The organism is Synergistaceae bacterium, from assembly GCA_012521675.1.
In the GTDB taxonomy this organism is placed as follows: domain Bacteria; phylum Synergistota; class Synergistia; order Synergistales; family Aminobacteriaceae; genus JAAYLU01.
This window is the reverse complement of record JAAYLU010000057.1, coordinates 1-18,499: the sequence shown is the minus strand read 5'-3', so window position 1 is coordinate 18,499 and position 18,499 is coordinate 1. Positions and strand designations below refer to the sequence as shown.

Below are 18,499 nucleotides of genomic sequence, written 5' to 3'. Positions count from 1 at the left end.
TCTCCTCCATGGACTCCAGGAGAAGGGATTGGCTTCGCTGCTCCAGGCCCCCGAGCACCTCGCGCTGAAGGGCCTCCTGCACCGCGGAGAGGCGCGGCCCCGCCAGTTCGACGAAGAGGCGGACGACCTCCTCGATGTCCTCGTTGAGAAACACTCCGGCCTTCACCTGTTTCCACCAGATGCCGACGGAGCTGTGGTCCTCCGGAAGGGTGGTCTCGGCGAGAGCCTTCTCCACCTCCAGGTAGTGGTCCTGGAGGATGCGCCTGAGATCGTTGTTCGCCCACCGACCGAGCTCTTCGATTATCCTCTCCTTCTCCCTCCGCACAAGGCTGGGCAGCTTCTCCAGCTCGGCCTCGGCAGCGTCCGCGGCGGCCTCTATCTCGGCCATCCTCTCGGCAAGCTCCGGAGAGATCCGGGCAGGCTCCTCGCAGAGTGATAGACATGGGGAAAACAGCAGGAAAACGAGCGCTAATAGTGCGGCCAGCCTTATTTTAATCCCCATTCGACTACCTCCCGGTTGTAAGGCGAATATATAAGCCTGTTGTATGATTTCGACATATTCTAATGACAAAAGGATAGCTGCGACACAGCCTCTGCCGCGTCCGAGGATCGACTTCGTCCACGGTCGGCGTAGTCGCCATCTTTCGGCGGGTCATGTTCGTACAGAGTCTATTGCACCTCACATGAATTGTCAAACAGGCTTGTCCTTCGATTCACGAATGCTTCGCCTCCATATCCAGCAAATATCTCTTCAGATCGAGCCCGCCTCCGAACCCCCCGAGCTTGCCGCCCGTGTTTATGACCCGGTGACACGGGATGAATATGGCGATCGGATTTCTGGCGTTTGCCGTTCCCACGGCTCGCACCGCCCTCGGCCTTCCTGCGGCCGCGGCCAGCTCCTTGTAGGTGATGACCGTCCCGTAGGGGACCTTGAGCAGCTCCTCCCAGACCTTCATCATGAAAACGGTCCCCTCGGCCCTGAGGGGAAGGGAGAACTCCCTTAGCTTTCCGTCCAGGTAGAGCTCCAGCTGGCGGTAGGCCTCGCGGATCACGGGGCTCTCACGCTTTTCGAAGCCTCCGAGGAGCTCGGTTTTGTTGGGGAGATGGAGATGGGTTATGTAGTCGCCGTCTCCGGTTATGGCAATTCTTCCTATCGCGGTATCGCGCACGCAGAGCATTTTTCAACCTCCCGGGGCGGTAGGCCGAAGCCTCCTTTTTCATCCCATTATTACACTACTTTTTCAGGATTTTTCAACCGCCTTTTGGCTTTGTATCCTCCCATCCTTCGACCAGTTTGGGAAAAAAGCGGTATTGACATGGGAAAACAGGGCGTGTAAGCTTAAAGCCGCGTAACGGACTATGTGCGGTAACAGTGCAAGCCATCTTCTAACTGAAAAGGAGAGAAAACGATGAAGAAACTTCTTTGGGCACTTCTCGCGCTTGTGGTTGCAGGGACGGCCGGCTGGGGCAACGTCATGGAGAAGGACGTGCTTCTGGTCGGCACGGAGAGCACCTACCCCCCTTACGAATTCCGCGACGCCAATAATGAGCTCCAGGGCTTCGACATCGAGATGATGGAGACTATAGCCGAAAAGATCGGCAAGAAAGTCGAGTGGGTGGACATGCCCTTCGACAGCCTGATCCCCTCGCTGATGGCGAAGAAGATCGACCTCATCGCCGCGGGTCTCAGCTGGACGCCGGAGAGGGCCAAGAGGGTGGCCTTCTCGGAGAACTACGAGGTCTCCGTAAGCGCCTTCGTCGCAGCGGAGGCGAACGACTCGCTGAACGGTATGGACGACTTAAAGGGCAAGACCGTCGCCGTTCAGCTCGGGACGATTCAGGAGAACTACCTGCACTCGCTCGACGGAGTGACCGTGAAGTCGTTCCAGAAGTTCGACGACTGCGTGCGCGAGGTCATCCTCGGGCGAGTGGACGCCACCTTCATGGATACCCCGGTCGCCAAGAGCTACGTCGGCCACAAGGATTTCACCGGCAAGATAAAGATCGCCTTCGAGGAGGAGATCAAGGGCGAGGGCAAGGCGATAGCCATGAACCTGGGGGAGGACGAGCTTCTGGAGGCGGTCAACAAGGCCCTTGAGGAGCTTACAGACAGCGGCGAGCTGTTCGAGCTAATGGCCAAGTGGTTTGAATAGCCGCTCCGTCGCTTGATCGAATTACGCCCGGGCCTCCCTTAAGGGAGGCCTTTTTCATTCGTAGGGCTCTCTGAAGGCAGGCGGCATCTCGTAGTAGGTCTTGGGCCTACCTGGCCGCCCGTCCTGGACACCGGCACTGCGCACGACCAAGCCACGCTCCGACAGGTACTCCAGGTACCTGTGAGCTGTTACATAGGCCAGCCCGCACGCCGCGGCGACCTCCTCGCAGTCCTTCGGGCCGTCCATCTTCTTCATCCTCTCGAGCACCTTGCGCATCGTGTCCTTGCTGATGCCCTTCTTGCGCTCGTCCCAGCTGTACTGCTCTCGATGAGCGAAGAGCTTGCCGTGAAGCCGTATGCGTGCGGTGAAATCCGCGAGGCGTATCGGCTTCGTGATGAAGTCGTCCGCACCGGCCAGCATGAGCTGGGACGCGAGGTCCTCCCTGTCCTCTACGGTCAGGGCTATCAGCACAAGCTTCGAGGAGATCTCCCTGGCCTTCTTTATAAGCTGAAGCCCGTTCATGACCGGCATGTGGTAGTCCACCAGCAGGACATCGATCTCGTCCAGCTTGACCCAGTCCAGGCACTCCTCCGGGGCGCTAGTGGTCAGCATTCGCCACCCCTCCGTGGAGGCCATGGCCTCGAGAGTGTAGAGGATCGCCTTGTCGTCGTCTATCGCACCTATGTGAAGCGGCATATATCATCCCCACCCTTATTCCGCATTTTTCACCACCGGCGAGGGCCCCTCCGCGGGCTTGCCGAGGACTATGACAGCCCGGCCTCCCCCGCCCGGCGGGTCCTCCGTCCTGAAGAGCCCTCCGTGATTGTTCACAACCATTGTAACGTATCTAAGACCCAGCCCGGTCGAACCCCAGCGGGAGAACGAGCGCCAGTCGTCCGTGAGCGGCGCCTCTCCGGCCGTCCCGAAGCCCGGTCCTTCGTCGTCGACGTAGATCTCCACCCTGTCCTGGAAATCGGAGACACGCAGCTCTATCCTCTTTCCCCCCGAGAGGCCGTTGGCCCTGTGGGCGTTATCCAGCAGGTTCACGATAGCCCTGGAAAGCCTTACGACGTTCGCCTCGACTCGACCGGACAGAGCCTCTCCATCCGCGACCAGGTTCACCGTCTCCCTCCAGTCGAACGGGCTGACCTGGCTGAGCACGTACCTCATCAGGTCATCCAGGGTCACTGTGTGGCGCGAGTCCTCGTGCAGTATCTCCGATATCATCTCCTCCATGGAGCGGCCGGCTTCGACTATCACGGCACAGTGCTTCTCCGCGTTGTCGAGGCCCTTTCCCGAGGCTATGACGTCGGCCAAACCCATTATCGTGGTCAGAGGGCGCTTGAGGTCGTGCACCAGCTGCTGCATCTCGACAAAGCTCCTGGTCTGAAGGCTCTCCTCCCTGAACTGCGCCATCTTCTTCTCCCTGTCCCTCAGAAGCGCGAGGCTTTTCAGGCGAGCCCCGTAGTTGACCATCAGCTGGGTGGTTATGACCCCGGAGAAGAAGAGCCCCAGGAAGGCCGCCCCGCAGGCCCTGTTGAGAAGGTACTCCCTCTCCATCAGGCAGGCCGCCGTCTTCACTGCCATCGACAGCTCCCCCCATCCGGCCCCCCATGAGGTCAGGGCGGGAATGACGTCCAGCCACTGAAAGGAGAAGACGAACAGGGCGAGGGCTATCGCCTTGTAGCCCCAGTCCGCGATGCCGCGGGTCAGGCGCCTGATCACGAGCACGCTGGTAACGCTGAGCACCGCGGGGAAGCCGAAGTGCAGCTTCACCCCCTCGCCCGGAAGAGCGGAGATAAAGTATGCGGCGGGGATGGCCGTCACTGGAACCAGCCACGACAGGAACGATAAGGATCTGCGGATCGCGCCGAGCGCGTTGCCGATTATGAACCAGCCCAGGTAGAGGGCTATCGCCCTGGTGGAGTTCATGGCGACCAGCATGGAGGCGGCGGCCAGCAGGTCCCCCCCGTCCATGGTTCGTGGCAGGTCGTCTATTATCCTGAGCAGTGGCTTCGCGGGGAGGTTGTGAAAAATGACCCAGACCCCGAGGAAGAAGAGTCCCGCGAAGAAGTGCTTCTCGACGGCCGCTTCCGGCCGTATCTCCGGATCTGAGCGGTTGCCTGTGAATTCGTTGATCACTCGTCTCTCCTCCATCTTCTGAAAAAGGCCAGGAAAAGGGCGTAGACCAGGAGTCCCGCCGCGCTCGTCGCCATTCCAGCCCCGGCGAACCGCGGCCTGGGCGCGCCGTCGAACGGAATCCCGGCTCTTGAGGAGAAAGACCGCATGTCGAGGAAGTGCAGCACCTGCACCCCAGATTCCAGGGCATCCCCCAGGACACCGTGCCCAAACTCCGTCCGGCTCTCGTCACCGGGGGAGTACAGTCCACCGCCCGGCTGGACCACCCCGCCTCCGAAGGAGGTGTGAGCGCCCCCCACGTTAATCACAAGCCTTGGTGCGAACCCCCTCACAAGCTCGCTCTTGCTTCTTGTCATGTCGTCGAGTCCATCGCCCTTCAGAAGCGGGACGTCATCATCTTCAGCCGCCTCCCCGAGCATGTTCAAGCCCTCCGGCGGCAGCCCGAGGCCGACCTCCGCGCCTGCTCCCGGGGTGTAATAATCCGGCTTCGACGAGATGAAGCCGCCACTTCTCAGCAGCCGCGCCATCTCGGGCCAGAGCATTCCCGGCATGTTGGCCCCCCAGGTTGACGAGCCGAGCGAGTGGATCCAGAACAGCTCCAATCCGGCCCTCTCCGAGGCCGCGACTATGGAGAAGACCAGCCCCGGAAATGATGACGAGGAGAGCAGGGCCACCCTGTCCCCCTCCTCGAGCCCCAATCTCCGAAAGAGGCGCAGCGCCCAAACGCTCCACAGAGGGTCGGCCGCGGTGCGCTTGGCCTCGAGCGAGCCGAGGGTCGTGGTGACCGGGCTCCACTCAACTCCGATCATCCCCGTTCCGTGCGGGTCGGCCGTCTCGAGATCATTCCCGGCATAGGCGTCCCCCGTCCGAACGTCGTCGCGGCGGCGGGCCAGCATCTCCTGCCCCGCTCGCACCTTCCGCCACAGTTCGTGCTCCTCCTCGCTCAGGGAGGAATCGGGCGACAGGCACCAGAGGGCCGCGAGGATCACAGCGGGGACGAGCATGCTCATACCGGCGTTGCGCGCGAAGGAGCGCGACCGGGCGGCGAGGCCGCTCAAATCGGCACCCCGGCCAGCAGTCGCCCCGCCATAGCGGCGGCTATCGCGGTCGCCAAAGTCGCGCCTACGGTCGGGAGGGCGCCCTGCCTCTGCATGTCCGCCCCCACCAAGCCCGGCACCACCCATCCTATCCACAGATCTTCCACCGGCAGGAAGCACCCGGCGGCGATCCGGACCGTCAGCGCTACCAGGAGCGCCGCCCCAATCCTCTGTCGTCCGTAAAGGCCGACGGCACGGACTGCGAGCTCCAGGGCGAGGGAGGCCACCCAGGCGAACAGGAAGACCCACGCCACCCTCTCCGGCGAAGTAAGCTCCAGCGCCAGCAGGCCGGGCGTGATCACCCCGCCGGGGGAGTACCCGGTTCTGTGAAAGAAGATCATGCCGAGGACTATGCCCAGGCCTACGATCATCAGCCTCTGCTCCGTCATCGCGAGCCGCCTCCTCTCCCGCGGACCGACTCGAGGTAATCCAGCGGCGCCCCCGCGACGTTGCCGCACCCGAAGACCAGGCCCTCGCGCCGCACGAAGTTCGTCAACGCCACGCCGTCGGGAATCCTCAGCCTCTCGGTTCGCCTTGGAAGGACAAGGGGCGAACCGCCGCAGACGCAGACCCTCCTCCATTGGTGGGACGAGAGCCAGGACGAGAAGGCCCCGAGGCGACCCGGCCGGTCGCTCCGGGAGTTGAAGAGGACGACAGTGTCCCGCCTGCTCCAACCGGTGGAGAGGAAAAGGCTCTCGGCGGACTCCGGGTCGTTGGCGGAGAAGGCGGACGCCAGGATCCCCTCCCCCTCCCCGTGAAGGGCGAAGTCGGCCAGGTCCGGGGGGAGAAGTGACGCGGCCCTTCTCCCGGCCTTCCCGTCCAGCCCCAGCAGGTCGCAGACACTCTCCACGATCGAGAGGTGCTCATCTCTGAAGTCCGCTCCGCCCTCGCAGGGGACCGGCAGGCAGCCACCCTCCCGCAGCAGGCGCTCGACGAAGGGCTTCTCCGCGACATGCCGGGGGAGGATCACGGGATGCTCACCGCAGTCCGAGCGGAGGCCGAGGCAGAGGGCCCGGGCGGCTCTCTCCTCCCCCCTGCCCCACGACTCCTCGTGGTCGGGTCGCACGTTGACAAGCACGGAGCAGACCGGCCTCAGCCACCTGGAGGCCAGGTGCTGGAGCTCGGGGGCTATAGCGCTGTTCTCCATCACGACTGCGTCCACGGAAGTATGAAGAGAGGAGAGCCACCAGTTCATATCGGCGACGCTCGCCTGCCCGGAGCGCAGCAGCAGCACTTCCTCGAGGCGACTTCCAGGGCCGCCGGGGCGAAGCTCGCGGGGCAGCACCCCCGTGATCCTCCCCCTGGCATCGAGGCCGAAGGAGGCAAGAGCCGAGGTCAGCAGGCGGACAACGGAGCTCTTCCCCCGGCTCCCCGTCACCAGAACCCTTATCGGGGCGGAGAGGCGTTTCATCCAGCGCACGTCAGTCCAGGCGAGAAGGATCACTCGCCTCCGCAGATCCTCACCGAGGCCGACGCCCCGATGCGAGAGGCCCCGGCGGCGATCATCCGCTCGGCGTCCTTCCTGCTCCTTATGCCGCCCGACGCCTTCACCCCGAGTCGGTCGCCGACGACCCGCCTCATCAGGGCGACGTCCTCCACCGTCGCGCCACCGGAGGAGAACCCGGTAGACGTCTTGACGAAGCGAGCGCCCGCCTCCCCGGCCAATCGGCAGGCGATCTCCTTCTGTCCGTCCGTCAGCAGGCAGGTCTCGATTATCACCTTCACCGGAGCGCCGCCGGAGGCCTCGACCACGGCTCGAATGTCCTCCCGAACGTACTCCTCGTCGCCCGAGAGCAGCCTGCCCACGGCTATGACCATGTCTATCTCGGACGCACCGTTCTCTACGGCCTCCGAGGCCTCGAAGGCCTTCGACCCGGTCGTGCCGGAACCTAGGGGAAAGCCGACAACAGAGCAGGTCATCACGCCGGATCCCTTGAGCTCCCGTGCGACCTGTCGCACGAAGCCTCCATTCACACAGACGGACGCGAAGCCGAACTCTCGGGCCTCGGCGCACAGTTTGGACACGTCCGCCGGGGTCGCGTCCGGCTTGAGCAGTGTGTGGTCAATGTACTTGGCAAGATCCCGGCTCATCTCTCCATCTCCCTGATTGTCCTCTTGAACTCGTCCATCCCGAGGAAGGAGGCCTGGGTCCCCGCCCTGAGAGTCGATACAGCCGCGTACCGGTTGGCCATGTTCATGGCCTCTCTAACGTCTCCCGACTTGAGGTAGTGGAAGGCGAAGCCCCCGATGAAGGCGTCCCCAGCCCCTGTGGAGTCGACAGGCTTCACGGGAAGAGGCTCGGCAAAAAAGTGTCCCTCGGCGTCAACATAAAGCGACCCTCTAGCCCCAAGGGTCGTTATAACCGCAGGCACTCCAAGGCCGACAAGATGTCTCGCCGCCAAAAGGGCCTCCTCCGGCGTGGTCGCTGGCATACCGGTGATCATCTCCAGCTCTGTCTCGTTGGGCGCGAGGAAGTCCACCATCCGCAGGTATTTCTGCTCCAGTTTCATCGCGGGCGCGGGGTTGAGCAGTACCGGGATCCCCTCTCTTCGAGCGAGATCAATTGCGGAGTAGACTGTCTCGACTGGAATCTCCAGCTGAAGCAGCATCATGCCGCTCCCTCTCAGAGAGGGGGCGGCCCTGGATATGTCCTCCGGCGAGAGCTCCCCGTTGGCCCCCTTGACGATCATGATGCAGTTGTTCCCGGCATCGTCCACCGAGATGGTCGCCACCCCGGTCGGACAGCCGCTCACCGTCTCGACGAAGCGGGCGTCCACCCCGTTTTCCTCGAAGTTTCGCTTCATCTCCGAGCCGAACATATCGTCTCCGATCTTCGCGACCATCAGGACGTCGGCGCCCAGGCGGGCCGCCGCCACCGCCTGGTTTGCCCCCTTCCCGCCGAAGCCGGTGAAGAAGGTACGCGCCTCCAGCGTCTCGCCTATCCTGGGCATGCGCGGGGTCATGGTGACGAGATCCATGTTCGCGCTGCCTATGACTGCGACCTTGGGTCCACTCTCCACAGTCCATCCCCTGCCCTTCAACATATGTGTAAAACGACGAAAAAGGCGGAGCCGAGAGATCCGGCCCCGCCTCCAGTATATAGCAACGGTCCTCTCTTAGAAACCCACCGGGACCCCCAACCGCCTGCTGTCCGCGCCGCCGTTTATCCTGAACCGGCTCGCCTTGGGCACGGAGTAGTTGAACATTATGCCCTGGGCGGTGCCAAAGTAGCCGTCGCGGTCGCGCTCGACCACGTCGTGCCCCATGAAGCGAAGGAAGGTCGCTGTCTTCGGGCTGATCCCGCCCTCGACAAGGAGCTGTCCCGCCTTGCCGCCACCTGCGGAGTTGAAGATGCGGGGCTGCTCGATGGCCTCGTCCATGGTCATCCCGAAGTCGACCACGTTCATTATGATCTGGCTGAGCGCCGTGATGATCCTCATCGCGCCGGCCGAGCCGAGGGTCATGAAGGGCCGTCCCTCCGGGTCGATCACAATGGTCGGCGACATCGAGGAGAGGGGACGCTTTCCGGGCTCGGGCGCGTTCACGCTCGCCGGATCCTGAGCGAAGTCGTCCATCTCGTTGTTGAGGACGATCCCGTACTCGGGCACTACCACCCCGGAGCCGAAGAAGAAGTTGACCGTGTTGGTCGACGCCACAATGTTGCCGGCCGCATCGACCACGGAGAAGGAGCTCGTGGAGACGTGCTTGTTGCCGTCGTGCCCCTGGTATGCCACTTCCTTGGCCTCGTCGTAACGCCATGGGTTGCCGGGTAGCACCTCTGCCGCGGCCTCGAACGGGGTGATCTTGTCCGCCTGGGTCCTGGCGTACTCCTTGCTCGCAAGGCCCTTGAGCGGAACGTCCACGAAAGCGGTGTCCGCCATGTAGCGCTGGCGGTCGGCGAAGACCATCTTCATCGCCTCGGCGAGGTGGTGAAGATAGGTCGGCGAGTTGTGACCCCAGGAGCTGACCTGGAAGTTCTCCATTATGTTAAGAAGCTGCACTATGTGGGTGCCGCCGCTGGACGCCGGGGGCGTCGAGTATATGGAGTAGCCCCGGTAGGTTCCCTTGACCGGCGTCCTGATCTCCATGCTGTAGTTGTTGAGGTCCTTCATGGACATGTCGCCGCCCGCTCCGTTGACAGCGGCCACCACCGCCTCGCCTATCGGGCCTCTGTAGAAGGCGTTCGGGCCGTCCTTCGCCAACAGTCTGAACGCCCCGGCGAGCTCCGGCTGCTTCAGTATCGAGCCAGCCTCGGCGGGAAGCCCGTCGGGAAGGAATGCGCAGACCGGGCTGTACTTGGCGAGCTTGTCGTACTCGTCGTTGATTATGCCGTTCTGCATCGGGTGAACCTCGAAGCCCTCCTCCGCGAGGCGAATCGCCGGCTCGGCGACCTCGGCGAAGGTCATGGTACCGTACTTCTCCAGCATCGTGAAGACTCCCATCACGATCCCGGGGACTCCGACGGCCTTGCCTCCGAGCACGGACTCCCTGGCCTTCTTGGAGGCCTCGGAAGCGTACATGTCCTTCGTGGCGGACAGGGGTGCTATCTCCCTGTAGTCCAGCTCGACGACCTCGCCCGTCTTTGCGAAGCGTATGGTCGAGAAGCCGCCTCCTCCTAAGCCCGAGGCGTTCGGCTCCACCACGTTCAGCGCGAGCATGGTGGCCACGGCCGCGTCTATGGCGTTGCCGCCCCTCTCCATGATCTCGACGCCCGCCCGGGAGGCGAGCTCGTGCGCCGACGAGACCATTCCCCTGCGCGAATAGACGTCGCGCACCTCGAACTCCGCCGCACATGCCCCCGCCGCCATGACGAGGAGCAGCACAAGCGCCGCCGATAGATACCTTCTCATCTCACAACACCTCCTGTATTTTTTTGAAACCACTGCATTACAACTCCATGGGCGAAAGGAAGGCCCCGACGCCCTTCTCTTGCAGATCATCGAACGAGGGGATGCCCTCCAGAAGCACTCCCTTGTCGGGCTCCAGGAGATCAAGATTCTCCAGGAAGACCATTATCGACGCTACGTGCCTCCCCACCCTGTACTCGATCCTCTGGTCACCGTCGTAGGGGATGTAGAGCCTTCCGAGGCCCGCGGCCTTCACATAGGCCTTGTCCTCCCCGGTGAGGGCGAGCCTCTCGTCCGTCCTGCCGCGGAGGCGCCCCTGCACCGGGTTGCCCGCCTCCATCAGCACCGGCATCGTATCAGTGTAGTCCCCCCACTCCCTGTGCGTCAGTCCGCGCAGGTTCTTCGGCGACGGTTCCAGTCGCATCGGGATCCCCGCCATCTCCAGGTCCATCGTGGTCATGGCGGCCAGCTCCATGCTCCTCTCATGAGCGACTATCGCGTTCACCACCGGGTACTCTGGCGATGCCTCGTGCAGGTCTATCGACAGGTCGACCCCCTCGATCTTGATCATCTCAGTTATAGCGTAGGCCGCCTGCTCCGTGACCGATCCATCCGGGATGCCCGGATAGCATCGGTTGATGTTTCCTCTCTCCTTGCCCGGGAGCTGCTGCCCTGACGCGGGGTGGATGTAGATGTCGGGCGCGGGCCACTCGTAAAGAGGGTTGGTCAGGCGGGAGCCAAATCGGAATACCCTCCTGCTTCCGTCCGGGGCCTCGAAGGATATGCTCTGCGGGTGAGCCTCCTGCGGGGAGTTGTGCGTGAAGCCAAGCATGTTGGCCTGCGGGATCACAATCAGCCTGCCCTTGACTACCTCGGCTCGCTCCAGGAACAGGGTCGCCGCGACCATCGAGGCAGGCTCGGTCGGGTGAGTTCCTCCCAGGATCAACACGGTGCCGCCCGGTTCTCCCCCCTGCTGCACGTAGACCGGCGTGTCCCCCGGAGAACCTGCAAGGCCGTCGAACCAGTCGCTAAGCATCTTCTTCTCGAAGCCCGGCGCGGGCACGAGGACGTCGTCCTTCCACATCGCCATGAATGAAGCGCCCGCCATCGCGGCAAGTCCGATCGCCGCCAGAAGCAGAATCGCCGCCGTCAGGGGCGTTCCTTTAAGTTTCATCAAGTCGCCCCCTTACTTTATCATGAGCAGGCGAAGCAGCAGGGGCACAACCACCAACGCCGCCGTTGCCTGTCTCCAAAAATCCCTCTCCCTGAACTGACAGCGCACCGTCAGAAGGAGGATGAAAAGTACGATCGCGCGATACACAAGAGTCATGTCCATCTCCTCCTCAGGGCAGGAAGCCCATGATCTCGTTCGCGTAGACTATCACGAGGATGCCCCACCCTGCCGTAAGCACCCCGTGGGGCAGGCAGATGCGAAGCACCTTGAAATAGTTCTCCTCCCCCACGACCTGCGCGGCGAAGATTCCCGCGAGGGCCGTGGGCGGCATCAGGTCTCCCAGCCCCGCTATGAGGCTGAGGGCCGAGCCGACCATGATCTCGTTTCTGCCCAGCAGGGCCAGCAGGAAGGGCACCCCCAGCACGGAGGCCGCGCCAAAGGCCGACACAGCCCCGAACAGGGGTATCGACGTCGCTATGCCCAGGTACATAAGCCAGGCGGGGAGGGCCAGCACCGAGACCACCAGGAAGCCCTGCACCCCGGTAAGGGTCATGATCTGGATGAACATCCCCACACCCATCAGGATCCCCAGCACTGGGATGGCGTCGTTAAGGGCCTCGGTGGACGAGTCGATGAAGTCGAACCTCCTGCCGCCCGACATCAGGGCCGACAGGGAGGCCAACAGGAAGATCACCGGCATCCCCAGCGCGGGCCAGAAGGAGGGGAAGAACTGCTCCCCCGTCATCAGGACCGCCACCACCAGCACGGGAGTCGCCAGCCGCAGCGACAGGGGCGTCTCCTCCATCCTCTTGAGCTCCACCTCCAGCTCTTCGTCGCTGCCTGAACCTTTTTTCAGCGATGGGTATACCAGGGTCAGGGCGGAGAAGATAGCCAGGGGCACAGTGCATACCAGGAGAGGCAGGGCGAACCCTACGTACGGCATGTCTATGCCGCCCCCTATGATCATCGCCGGTACGTTGACCGGAGGCGCGATCATGCCGTAGATGGCGCCCATGGCAATCACCGCGGCGGTCTTGGTCCTCGTCACCCCCAAGCGCATCAGCACCGGTGCGACCAGAGCGCCGGTCGTCAGCACCGCCGCCGTGGAAGAGCCGGTTATCATGCCGGGGGCCATTATTATAACTATCAACCCGATGCTCAGCAGCAGGGGCCTGCGACGGAACTTTCGGATCACCCATGCCGCCAAACTCTCCAGTAGCCCCGACCTCTGGACCGACTTCATGAAGATCATGGCCGTGGCTATTATCAGTATCGTGTCAAGGTACCCGAACATCCCCTCCACGATATGTCTAACGGGAAACCATTCGCCGCCGACCAGGGCGCCTACAACCGCCGCACCCGAGAGGGCGACCGCTATCGGGAGCTTTAGCGCGAACGATCCGAAGATGAAGCTCCCCACCATGACGATCGTATATAGCCCCTCCGGCCAGAACCAGTCCATGCTCTGCACCGCCTACTGGGCGGAGACTCCCCACCCTGACAGGACGCTCTTCAGAGGCTCCGCCGTCCCGCTCACGTTGGGCGCCGTCAGCAGCTTCACTCCCTTGCCCTCGATCAGCCGGTCGAACAGGCCGTCGTCGTTGCCCCCGTCCACGACTATCAGGGCGTCGGCGTAAGGCACGGCCGTCTCGATGAAGGCGTCGGAGAGTGCGCCCCTCCTGCCCTCCCCCCCTACGTGCATCACGAGGATCTTGATCCCGGCCTTCCCCGCTGCCTCGAGGAGGGCGCCGACCCTATCGTTCTCCTGGTCCTTGTCAATCCCAGCGGCACCGAGGCCCTTGGAGCTTCCCCCCACCACCGCCACCAGGATCTTCCCTTCGCCGATCTCATCCGCCTTGAGCAGAGGCTGATTCTCGGCGTCGATCTTCATCTTCCTCAGGACGACCCGTATCATGGTCGCGTCCGGGCTCTGTCCGACCGAGGTCAGCAGCAGACCACCCTCCGACGCATACGATGTCAAGGCCCCCGGCACGGCAAGGCATGAAAAGGCGAACAGGGCCGTCACAGCAGCCCAGAGACAGATTCTCTTCATAAAGCACCCTCCTCTAATGAATATTGTTATCGATATTTAATTAAGCATACCCTTAAGGAAAATAATGTCTACGTTTCTTCTCATTCTTTTCAAAATGAAGGGGTTCTCCTGCCAAAAACAGGGGCGGCATGGTACAATGACTCATTATCGATGCAAGTCGTGGGAGGTTGCCCGGATGGCCGCAAGCCCTGGGAGTGTCAGAGATATTTTAAGACGATACCGAAAGCTTTTCGCAGCGGCCTTGGTCGTCTTTTTGGCATTTGTCGGCCTTGCGGAGCTCCTGCGGGTGTCGCAGGCGACGGAGCGGACAATAGCCAACGCCCTGGAGATGCAGTCCGTTGCCCTTGAGCGCTGGTTTTCGATAAATCTGGACTTCATCCGCTCGATAGCGAACCTGCCGTCGGTGCGGGCCGAGGACCAGGAGAGAATGCTCTCGGACTTCAGTCGCATAGCCGGAGTCAACTCCAGCTTTCTCAATATTGCATACTTGGACACCTCCGGACAACCCTTGGTACAGAGCAATCTTGGCGCTCTGGCCTCCCGGGAGATAGATCTGTCGGACCGGGACTACTTTAAGGAGGGGCAAGAGGGAAGGGCCTTTATAACCGACGTCTTCTACGGAAGGCTCTCCGAGATGCCGGTCGTCGTCTTCTCAGCGCCGCTGATGATCGACAGGGAGTTCAGGGGAGTGGTCGCGGGCTCGATATCCTTCGACACGATAATCAGAACCATCCTCTCGACCAGGTTCGGAGAGACCGGGCGCTTCCACCTGCTGAACTCCAAGGGCGAGTCAATCGAAATAATCACGGACAGCGGCTCCGAGGGGAAGCCTCACAGCCCCGAGCGCCTGTCAGGCGCTTCTTCCCTTCTTTGCACGGACTGCGATGGCTCGAACTACTTCGCCAAGGGAAAGAAATTGGATAAAACCTCTTTTTATCTGATCGCCCAGGTGGACTACCAGGAATTCCTAGCACCGATCAAGGCCAACCTGCTCTACATGCTTGTCGTAGGACTTGCCCTATTCTTTATTCAGTTGATCACAACCCGAAGGCTGTTCAGCCTGGTGGAGCGATCTCTCAAGCTCCTCCTCCGCGGCGTGAGAACCATGGAGGAGGGGAGGTTCGAGACCCTCGACACCCGGAAGCTGGAGGAATCGCCCAGCGAGTTCCGGATGCTCGGAATGGCGTTCAACTCCATGGCGATCAGGGTAAAGGAGAACACCAGGGATCTTCGCGACAAATCCTACCTGGACAGCCTCACAGGGCTTCACAACAGGGCCTACTTCATAGAGGTGATGGAGGCGCTCGACGCCAAGCGTTCGAACACCGTCACCATCGTAGTGTGCGACATAGACGGGCTGAAGCTGATAAACGACTCCCTTGGCCACAGGACGGGCGACGAGCTCCTGATAGCCGCCGCCCAGGTGCTCGCCAACGCCGCAAGGCGCGAGTCTGACCACGTCTCGCGAATCGGCGGGGACGAGTTCACCTTCCTGCTGCCCGACTCCGCCCCCGACACGGGAGAGAAGGTGATAAAGAGGATCAAGGACGGAATAGCCAACTACAAAAAACAGGAGGGGGCCCTGCCGCTCAGTATCGCGTGCGGATCCGCGTGCAACCATCAGGACGGGAGAAGCATCGAGACGCTGCAGAGGGAGGCGGACAGGAGGATGTACGCCGAAAAAGAGGCGAACAGGGAGAGCTCGAGGGCCGAGATACAGGCCTTCCTGGCCTCGGGAGCACGCTCGCTGCAAGATAATCCGGACCAGGCCCGGTACGACGGTGGCGAAGACGGCGATCGATAGAACATCAGTCGACAGGAACATCTCTTCCGCGACATTATCACCGCATACAATCCGACAGGGTGATTGCGATTCTTCAGGAGGAAGTTAGATGAGTGAAACGGTGAACGCCCTCGACCTCTCCTACGAGGAGTGGGTCGAGGCCTGCGTCAGCAGATGGGGACTGCCCAAGTACAGGGCCGACCAGCTCTGCCAGTGGATCTACGGAAAGAAAGTATTCAACGTGCACGAGATGACAAACCTGTCGAAGGAGCTCCGGGAGAGGCTTGCCTACGAGCTCCTCGTCCTGCCGCCCATAACGGTGCGCGAGGACGAGTCGAAGGACGGAACCAGGAAGTTCCTCTTTCAGCTCTACGACGGCGAGCAGGTCGAGGCGGTGATGATACCCCAGGGCTCGCACACCACGGCATGCATCTCCAGCCAGGCGGGCTGCCCTCTCTCCTGCTCATTCTGCGCCACCGGAAGGTCAGGCTTCTCGCGTGACCTGACGACGGGCGAGATAGTCGGCCAGTTTCTGGCAATGGAGAAACGACTCGGCAGGAACATCGAGAACGTCGTCTACATGGGCATGGGGGAGCCTCTGCTGAACACGGCCGCCGTCTTCAAGTCCATTGAGAACCTGCACTCGCCGAAGATGCGCAACCTCGGGGCCAGGCACATCACCATATCGACATGCGGGATAGTCCCGGGAATACTGGAGCTCGCCGACTTCTACATACCGGTGCGGCTTTCCGTCTCCCTTCACGCGCCGAACGATTCGCTGCGCAGCAAGATCATGCCGGTGAACCGCAAGTACTCCGTAGGAGCGCTCGTGGACGCGATGAGGACGTACTGGCAGAGGACCGGGGAGCGAATTACGGTCGAGTACGTGATGCTTCAGAAGGTCAACGACGAGCCGGACCACGCCTACGAGACCGCCGCCCTGCTGTCGGGGCTGTCCGTCTACGTCAACCTTATCCCGTACAACCCGGTGCCGCCCTCCCACCCGGGCGATCCTGTCTATGCCAGGTCGTCCGCGGGGCGGGTGAAGGAGTTCTCGGCCATACTGACAAAGCTGGGCATCGAGAACGAGATCCGCCGGGAGAGGGGCAAGGATATCGACGCGGCCTGCGGCCAGCTCCGCGCAAGAAACAGGGCCAAGAGAGGCGGCGAGGCGAGATGAGGATACTTCACCACCTGTCCCGCACCGCGGGCCGCCCTCGTCCATTCGAGCATTCCGGCGCCGTGTCTCTGCGCGACCTTCCGAACGGAGCGTCGGGGCGCATCGTCAGCATCTCCTCGCCGAAGAGCATAGGAGGCATGACCGGCGCTTGTTGCGCCCAGAGGCTGGAGGCACTCGGCCTGAGAGTCGGCAAGGTCGTGGAGAAGATCTCCGGGATGCCCTTTCACGGCCCGGTGACCCTGATATTGGACGGCAGGCAGATCGCGGTCGGCTGGAACATCTCGTCCAACGTCTTCGTGCTCCCGGTTCCGGAGAGGGAGTCATCCAATGGATGAAGCGGCGTCCGATACCAAGAGGCTGCTGCTCGTCGGCAACCCCAACGTGGGCAAGAGCGCCCTGTTCACGCGAATCACCGGGGTGCACGCCGTCTCGTCCAACTACCCCGGGACTACCGTGGGTTTTCTGGAGGGATGGTACCGCCGCGGAGACGAGGTCTGGCGAGTGATAGACGTGCCGGGTTCGTACACCCTCTCGCCGACGAACGAGGCGGAGGAGGTCGCGCAGCGCATGGTCGACGAGGGGGCCGACGCGGTGATACTGGTGCTGGACGCCACTGCTCTTGAGCGCAACCTCTTCCTCGCATTCCAGACGATGGAGCGCCGCCTGCCGGTCGTGGTAGCCCTGAACATGGTAGACGAGGCGCGTCACAAGGGGATTGAGATAGACGTGGAGGAGCTCGAGATGCTCCTCGGGGTCCCGGTGCAACCCACTGTCGCAGTGACAGGAGAGGGGATAAGCCAGCTGTTGGACAGGCTTCCCGAGGCGAGCCCCGGCGGCTTGGCCGTCGAAGGCTCGGGCGAGCGGGTCGTGCCCGGCAAGGACGACCGATGGAACGCAATAGGCGAGATAATCGAGAGGGTTCAGAGGGTCAGCCACAGGCATCACACCCTGTTGGACAGGCTGGAGGACGCGTCGGTCGACTCCTTCTGGGGGCTGCTGATCGGCTTGCTCGTGATAGCGGGCAGCTTCGCCTCCATTCGCCTGCTGGGGGAGGGGGTCATCGAGGAGGTGCTCGATCCTGTCTTCGAGGCGTGGCTGCTGCCTCTGAACATGAGGGTCTCTTCCCTGCTCGGAGGGGAGGGGGCGCTGCACGACATCGTCGTTGGCCGCCTGATCGACGGGACGATAGACTTCGAGCAGAGCCTCGGGCTGCTGTCTACCGGGCTGTACGTGCCGCTCGCGATGGTTCTGCCCTACGTCGCGGCCTTCTACCTGGTGCTCGGCCTGCTTGAGGACTTCGGCTACCTGCCGCGCCTCGCCGTGATATTCGACGCGCTGCTCCACCGCATGGGGCTGCACGGCTTCGCAATCGTGCCTTCGCTGCTCGGCCTCGGCTGCAACGTGCCCGGCATTCTCGCCACCAGGGTGCTGGACTCGGAAAGGGAGAGGTTCATCGCGGCCACCCTGATCTCCGTGGCCATCCCCTGTGCGGGTCTGCAGGCGATGATAATCGGCACGGTGGGCGACCTCGGGATGGAATGGGTGCTGATGGTGTACGCCACCCTGATCGCCTCATGGCTTATCATAGGACGAGCCCTTCACTCGTTCCTGCCCGGATTCAGCCCGGAGCTGATAGTCGAGATTCCCCCCTACCGCATACCTTCGTTCAAGTCCCTGGGGATGAAGCTATGGATGAGAGTGAGAGGCTTCCTGATAGAGGCCGTCCCTCTTGTCCTCGTCGGAATCCTGGCGATCGGGCTGCTGGAGGCGACCGGGGTGACCGCCCTTCTGTCGCGGCTGCTCGCGCCGGTGTTCAACGGCCTGCTGGGGCTTCCCCCCGAGGCGTCGGCCCCGATACTGCTCGGCATACTGAGAAAGGACGTTGCGATGGGCCTGCTGGGCGCGCTCGGGCTCACCCCTGAGCAACTGGTCGTCGCAACCGTGACCCTCTCCATGACCTTTCCGTGCGTGGCGACCTTCATAGTGCTTTGGAGGGAGCTCGGGGGCCGCAAACTGTGGGCGTCGATGGGGATAATGTTCGCATCCGCCCTGGCGGCGGGGACGGTAGTCAGG

The 18,499-nt window shown here is 62.5% G+C and carries 19 protein-coding genes; 5 read left to right on the top strand and 14 right to left on the bottom strand.

What is annotated here, in order from left to right; all coding sequences use genetic code 11:
* Together GX181_05875 and GX181_05870 are read right to left on the bottom strand one after the other, a co-directional pair.
* A partial coding sequence (locus GX181_05875) for a hypothetical protein (protein ID NLM71467.1) occupies window positions 1–502 on the bottom strand: 502 nt, incomplete at its 3' end.
* A gap of 211 nt (window positions 503–713) precedes the next feature.
* A complete protein-coding gene (locus tag GX181_05870) occupies window positions 714–1,178 on the bottom strand; it encodes a methylated-DNA--[protein]-cysteine S-methyltransferase (protein ID NLM71466.1) in 465 nt (154 codons plus the stop codon).
* Window positions 1,179–1,409: 231 nt separating this feature from the next.
* Between GX181_05870 and GX181_05865 the strand changes: the two genes are divergently transcribed.
* The gene (locus GX181_05865) at window positions 1,410–2,153 is read left to right on the top strand and encodes a transporter substrate-binding domain-containing protein (GenBank protein ID NLM71465.1); all 744 of its coding nucleotides are present in this window, start codon (window positions 1,410–1,412) and stop codon (window positions 2,151–2,153) included.
* Between the two features lie 54 nt (window positions 2,154–2,207).
* On the opposite strand, the gene GX181_05860 is transcribed toward GX181_05865, so the two are convergent.
* From GX181_05860 to GX181_05805, 12 genes are all read right to left on the bottom strand, one after another.
* The gene (locus tag GX181_05860; protein ID NLM71464.1) at window positions 2,208–2,849 is read right to left on the bottom strand and encodes a response regulator; all 642 of its coding nucleotides are present in this window, start codon (window positions 2,847–2,849) and stop codon (window positions 2,208–2,210) included.
* Between the two features lie 15 nt (window positions 2,850–2,864).
* Window positions 2,865–4,295: a HAMP domain-containing histidine kinase gene (locus tag GX181_05855; GenBank protein ID NLM71463.1), complete on the bottom strand. Its 1,431-nt coding sequence runs from the start codon at window positions 4,293–4,295 to the stop codon at window positions 2,865–2,867.
* Entirely contained in the window at window positions 4,292–5,302 is a 1,011-nt protein-coding gene (gene pgsW, locus GX181_05850) for a poly-gamma-glutamate system protein (GenBank protein ID NLM71462.1), read from the bottom strand. Before pgsW ends, GX181_05855 begins: the two co-directional genes overlap by 4 nt.
* Window positions 5,303–5,346: 44 nt before the next feature.
* The gene (locus GX181_05845) at window positions 5,347–5,778 is read right to left on the bottom strand and encodes a capsule biosynthesis protein CapC (GenBank protein ID NLM71461.1); all 432 of its coding nucleotides are present in this window, start codon (window positions 5,776–5,778) and stop codon (window positions 5,347–5,349) included.
* Complete coding sequence (locus GX181_05840; protein ID NLM71460.1) at window positions 5,775–6,833, bottom strand: capsule biosynthesis protein CapB; 1,059 nt, start codon at window positions 6,831–6,833, stop codon at window positions 5,775–5,777. The genes GX181_05845 and GX181_05840 overlap by 4 nt, the downstream gene beginning before the upstream one ends.
* Window positions 6,830–7,480 carry a deoxyribose-phosphate aldolase gene (gene deoC, locus GX181_05835; GenBank protein ID NLM71459.1) on the bottom strand — a complete coding sequence of 217 codons (651 nt, stop codon included), beginning with the start codon at window positions 7,478–7,480 and terminating at the stop codon, window positions 6,830–6,832. Before deoC ends, GX181_05840 begins: the two co-directional genes overlap by 4 nt.
* Entirely contained in the window at window positions 7,477–8,433 is a 957-nt protein-coding gene (rbsK, locus tag GX181_05830) for a ribokinase (protein ID NLM71458.1), read from the bottom strand. Before rbsK ends, deoC begins: the two co-directional genes overlap by 4 nt.
* Before the next feature lie 72 nt (window positions 8,434–8,505).
* On the bottom strand, window positions 8,506–10,239 hold the full coding sequence (gene ggt / locus GX181_05825; protein ID NLM71457.1) for a gamma-glutamyltransferase: 1,734 nt from the start codon (window positions 10,237–10,239) through the stop codon (window positions 8,506–8,508).
* A gap of 37 nt (window positions 10,240–10,276) precedes the next feature.
* The gene (locus GX181_05820) at window positions 10,277–11,410 is read right to left on the bottom strand and encodes a succinylglutamate desuccinylase (protein NLM71456.1); all 1,134 of its coding nucleotides are present in this window, start codon (window positions 11,408–11,410) and stop codon (window positions 10,277–10,279) included.
* Between the two features lie 12 nt (window positions 11,411–11,422).
* Complete coding sequence (locus tag GX181_05815; GenBank protein ID NLM71455.1) at window positions 11,423–11,566, bottom strand: hypothetical protein; 144 nt, start codon at window positions 11,564–11,566, stop codon at window positions 11,423–11,425.
* Window positions 11,567–11,579: 13 nt separating this feature from the next.
* On the bottom strand, window positions 11,580–12,872 hold the full coding sequence (locus GX181_05810) for a TRAP transporter large permease subunit (protein NLM71454.1): 1,293 nt from the start codon (window positions 12,870–12,872) through the stop codon (window positions 11,580–11,582).
* 12 nt (window positions 12,873–12,884) lie between these two features.
* Window positions 12,885–13,463 (bottom strand): hypothetical protein, encoded by a 579-nt coding sequence (locus GX181_05805; GenBank protein ID NLM71453.1) that lies wholly within the window; start codon window positions 13,461–13,463, stop codon window positions 12,885–12,887.
* A 175-nt stretch (window positions 13,464–13,638) separates the two neighbouring features.
* Here GX181_05805 and GX181_05800 point away from each other — a divergent pair, with 175 nt between their 5' ends.
* The 4 genes from GX181_05800 to GX181_05785 all read left to right on the top strand — a co-directional run.
* Window positions 13,639–15,267 (top strand): diguanylate cyclase, encoded by a 1,629-nt coding sequence (locus GX181_05800; protein ID NLM71452.1) that lies wholly within the window; start codon window positions 13,639–13,641, stop codon window positions 15,265–15,267.
* Window positions 15,268–15,355: 88 nt separating this feature from the next.
* Window positions 15,356–16,426 (top strand): 23S rRNA (adenine(2503)-C(2))-methyltransferase RlmN, encoded by a 1,071-nt coding sequence (gene rlmN / locus GX181_05795; protein ID NLM71451.1) that lies wholly within the window; start codon window positions 15,356–15,358, stop codon window positions 16,424–16,426.
* Window positions 16,423–16,761, top strand: a complete 339-nt coding sequence (locus GX181_05790; protein ID NLM71450.1) for a ferrous iron transport protein A — start codon at window positions 16,423–16,425, stop codon at window positions 16,759–16,761. The genes rlmN and GX181_05790 overlap by 4 nt, the downstream gene beginning before the upstream one ends.
* On the top strand, window positions 16,754–18,499 hold a 1,746-nt coding region (locus GX181_05785), incomplete at its 3' end, for a ferrous iron transporter B (GenBank protein ID NLM71449.1). The genes GX181_05790 and GX181_05785, both read left to right, overlap by 8 nt.

Coding starts and splice junctions, on each gene's coding strand:
- GX181_05805 (NLM71453.1), bottom strand. CDS start 13,463: ATGAAGAGAATCTGTCTCTGGGCTGCTGTGACGGCCCTGTTCGCCTTT.
- rbsK (NLM71458.1), bottom strand. CDS start 8,433: ATGTTGAAGGGCAGGGGATGGACTGTGGAGAGTGGACCCAAGGTCGCA.
- pgsW (NLM71462.1), bottom strand. CDS start 5,302: ATGAGCATGCTCGTCCCCGCTGTGATCCTCGCGGCCCTCTGGTGCCTG.
- GX181_05800 (NLM71452.1), top strand. CDS start 13,639: ATGGCCGCAAGCCCTGGGAGTGTCAGAGATATTTTAAGACGATACCGA.
- GX181_05860 (NLM71464.1), bottom strand. CDS start 2,849: ATGCCGCTTCACATAGGTGCGATAGACGACGACAAGGCGATCCTCTAC.
- rlmN (NLM71451.1), top strand. CDS start 15,356: ATGAGTGAAACGGTGAACGCCCTCGACCTCTCCTACGAGGAGTGGGTC.
- GX181_05810 (NLM71454.1), bottom strand. CDS start 12,872: ATGGACTGGTTCTGGCCGGAGGGGCTATATACGATCGTCATGGTGGGG.
- ggt (NLM71457.1), bottom strand. CDS start 10,239: ATGAGAAGGTATCTATCGGCGGCGCTTGTGCTGCTCCTCGTCATGGCG.
- deoC (NLM71459.1), bottom strand. CDS start 7,480: ATGAGCCGGGATCTTGCCAAGTACATTGACCACACACTGCTCAAGCCG.
- GX181_05815 (NLM71455.1), bottom strand. CDS start 11,566: ATGACTCTTGTGTATCGCGCGATCGTACTTTTCATCCTCCTTCTGACG.
- GX181_05870 (NLM71466.1), bottom strand. CDS start 1,178: ATGCTCTGCGTGCGCGATACCGCGATAGGAAGAATTGCCATAACCGGA.
- GX181_05845 (NLM71461.1), bottom strand. CDS start 5,778: ATGACGGAGCAGAGGCTGATGATCGTAGGCCTGGGCATAGTCCTCGGC.
- GX181_05790 (NLM71450.1), top strand. CDS start 16,423: ATGAGGATACTTCACCACCTGTCCCGCACCGCGGGCCGCCCTCGTCCA.
- GX181_05865 (NLM71465.1), top strand. CDS start 1,410: ATGAAGAAACTTCTTTGGGCACTTCTCGCGCTTGTGGTTGCAGGGACG.
- GX181_05820 (NLM71456.1), bottom strand. CDS start 11,410: ATGAAACTTAAAGGAACGCCCCTGACGGCGGCGATTCTGCTTCTGGCG.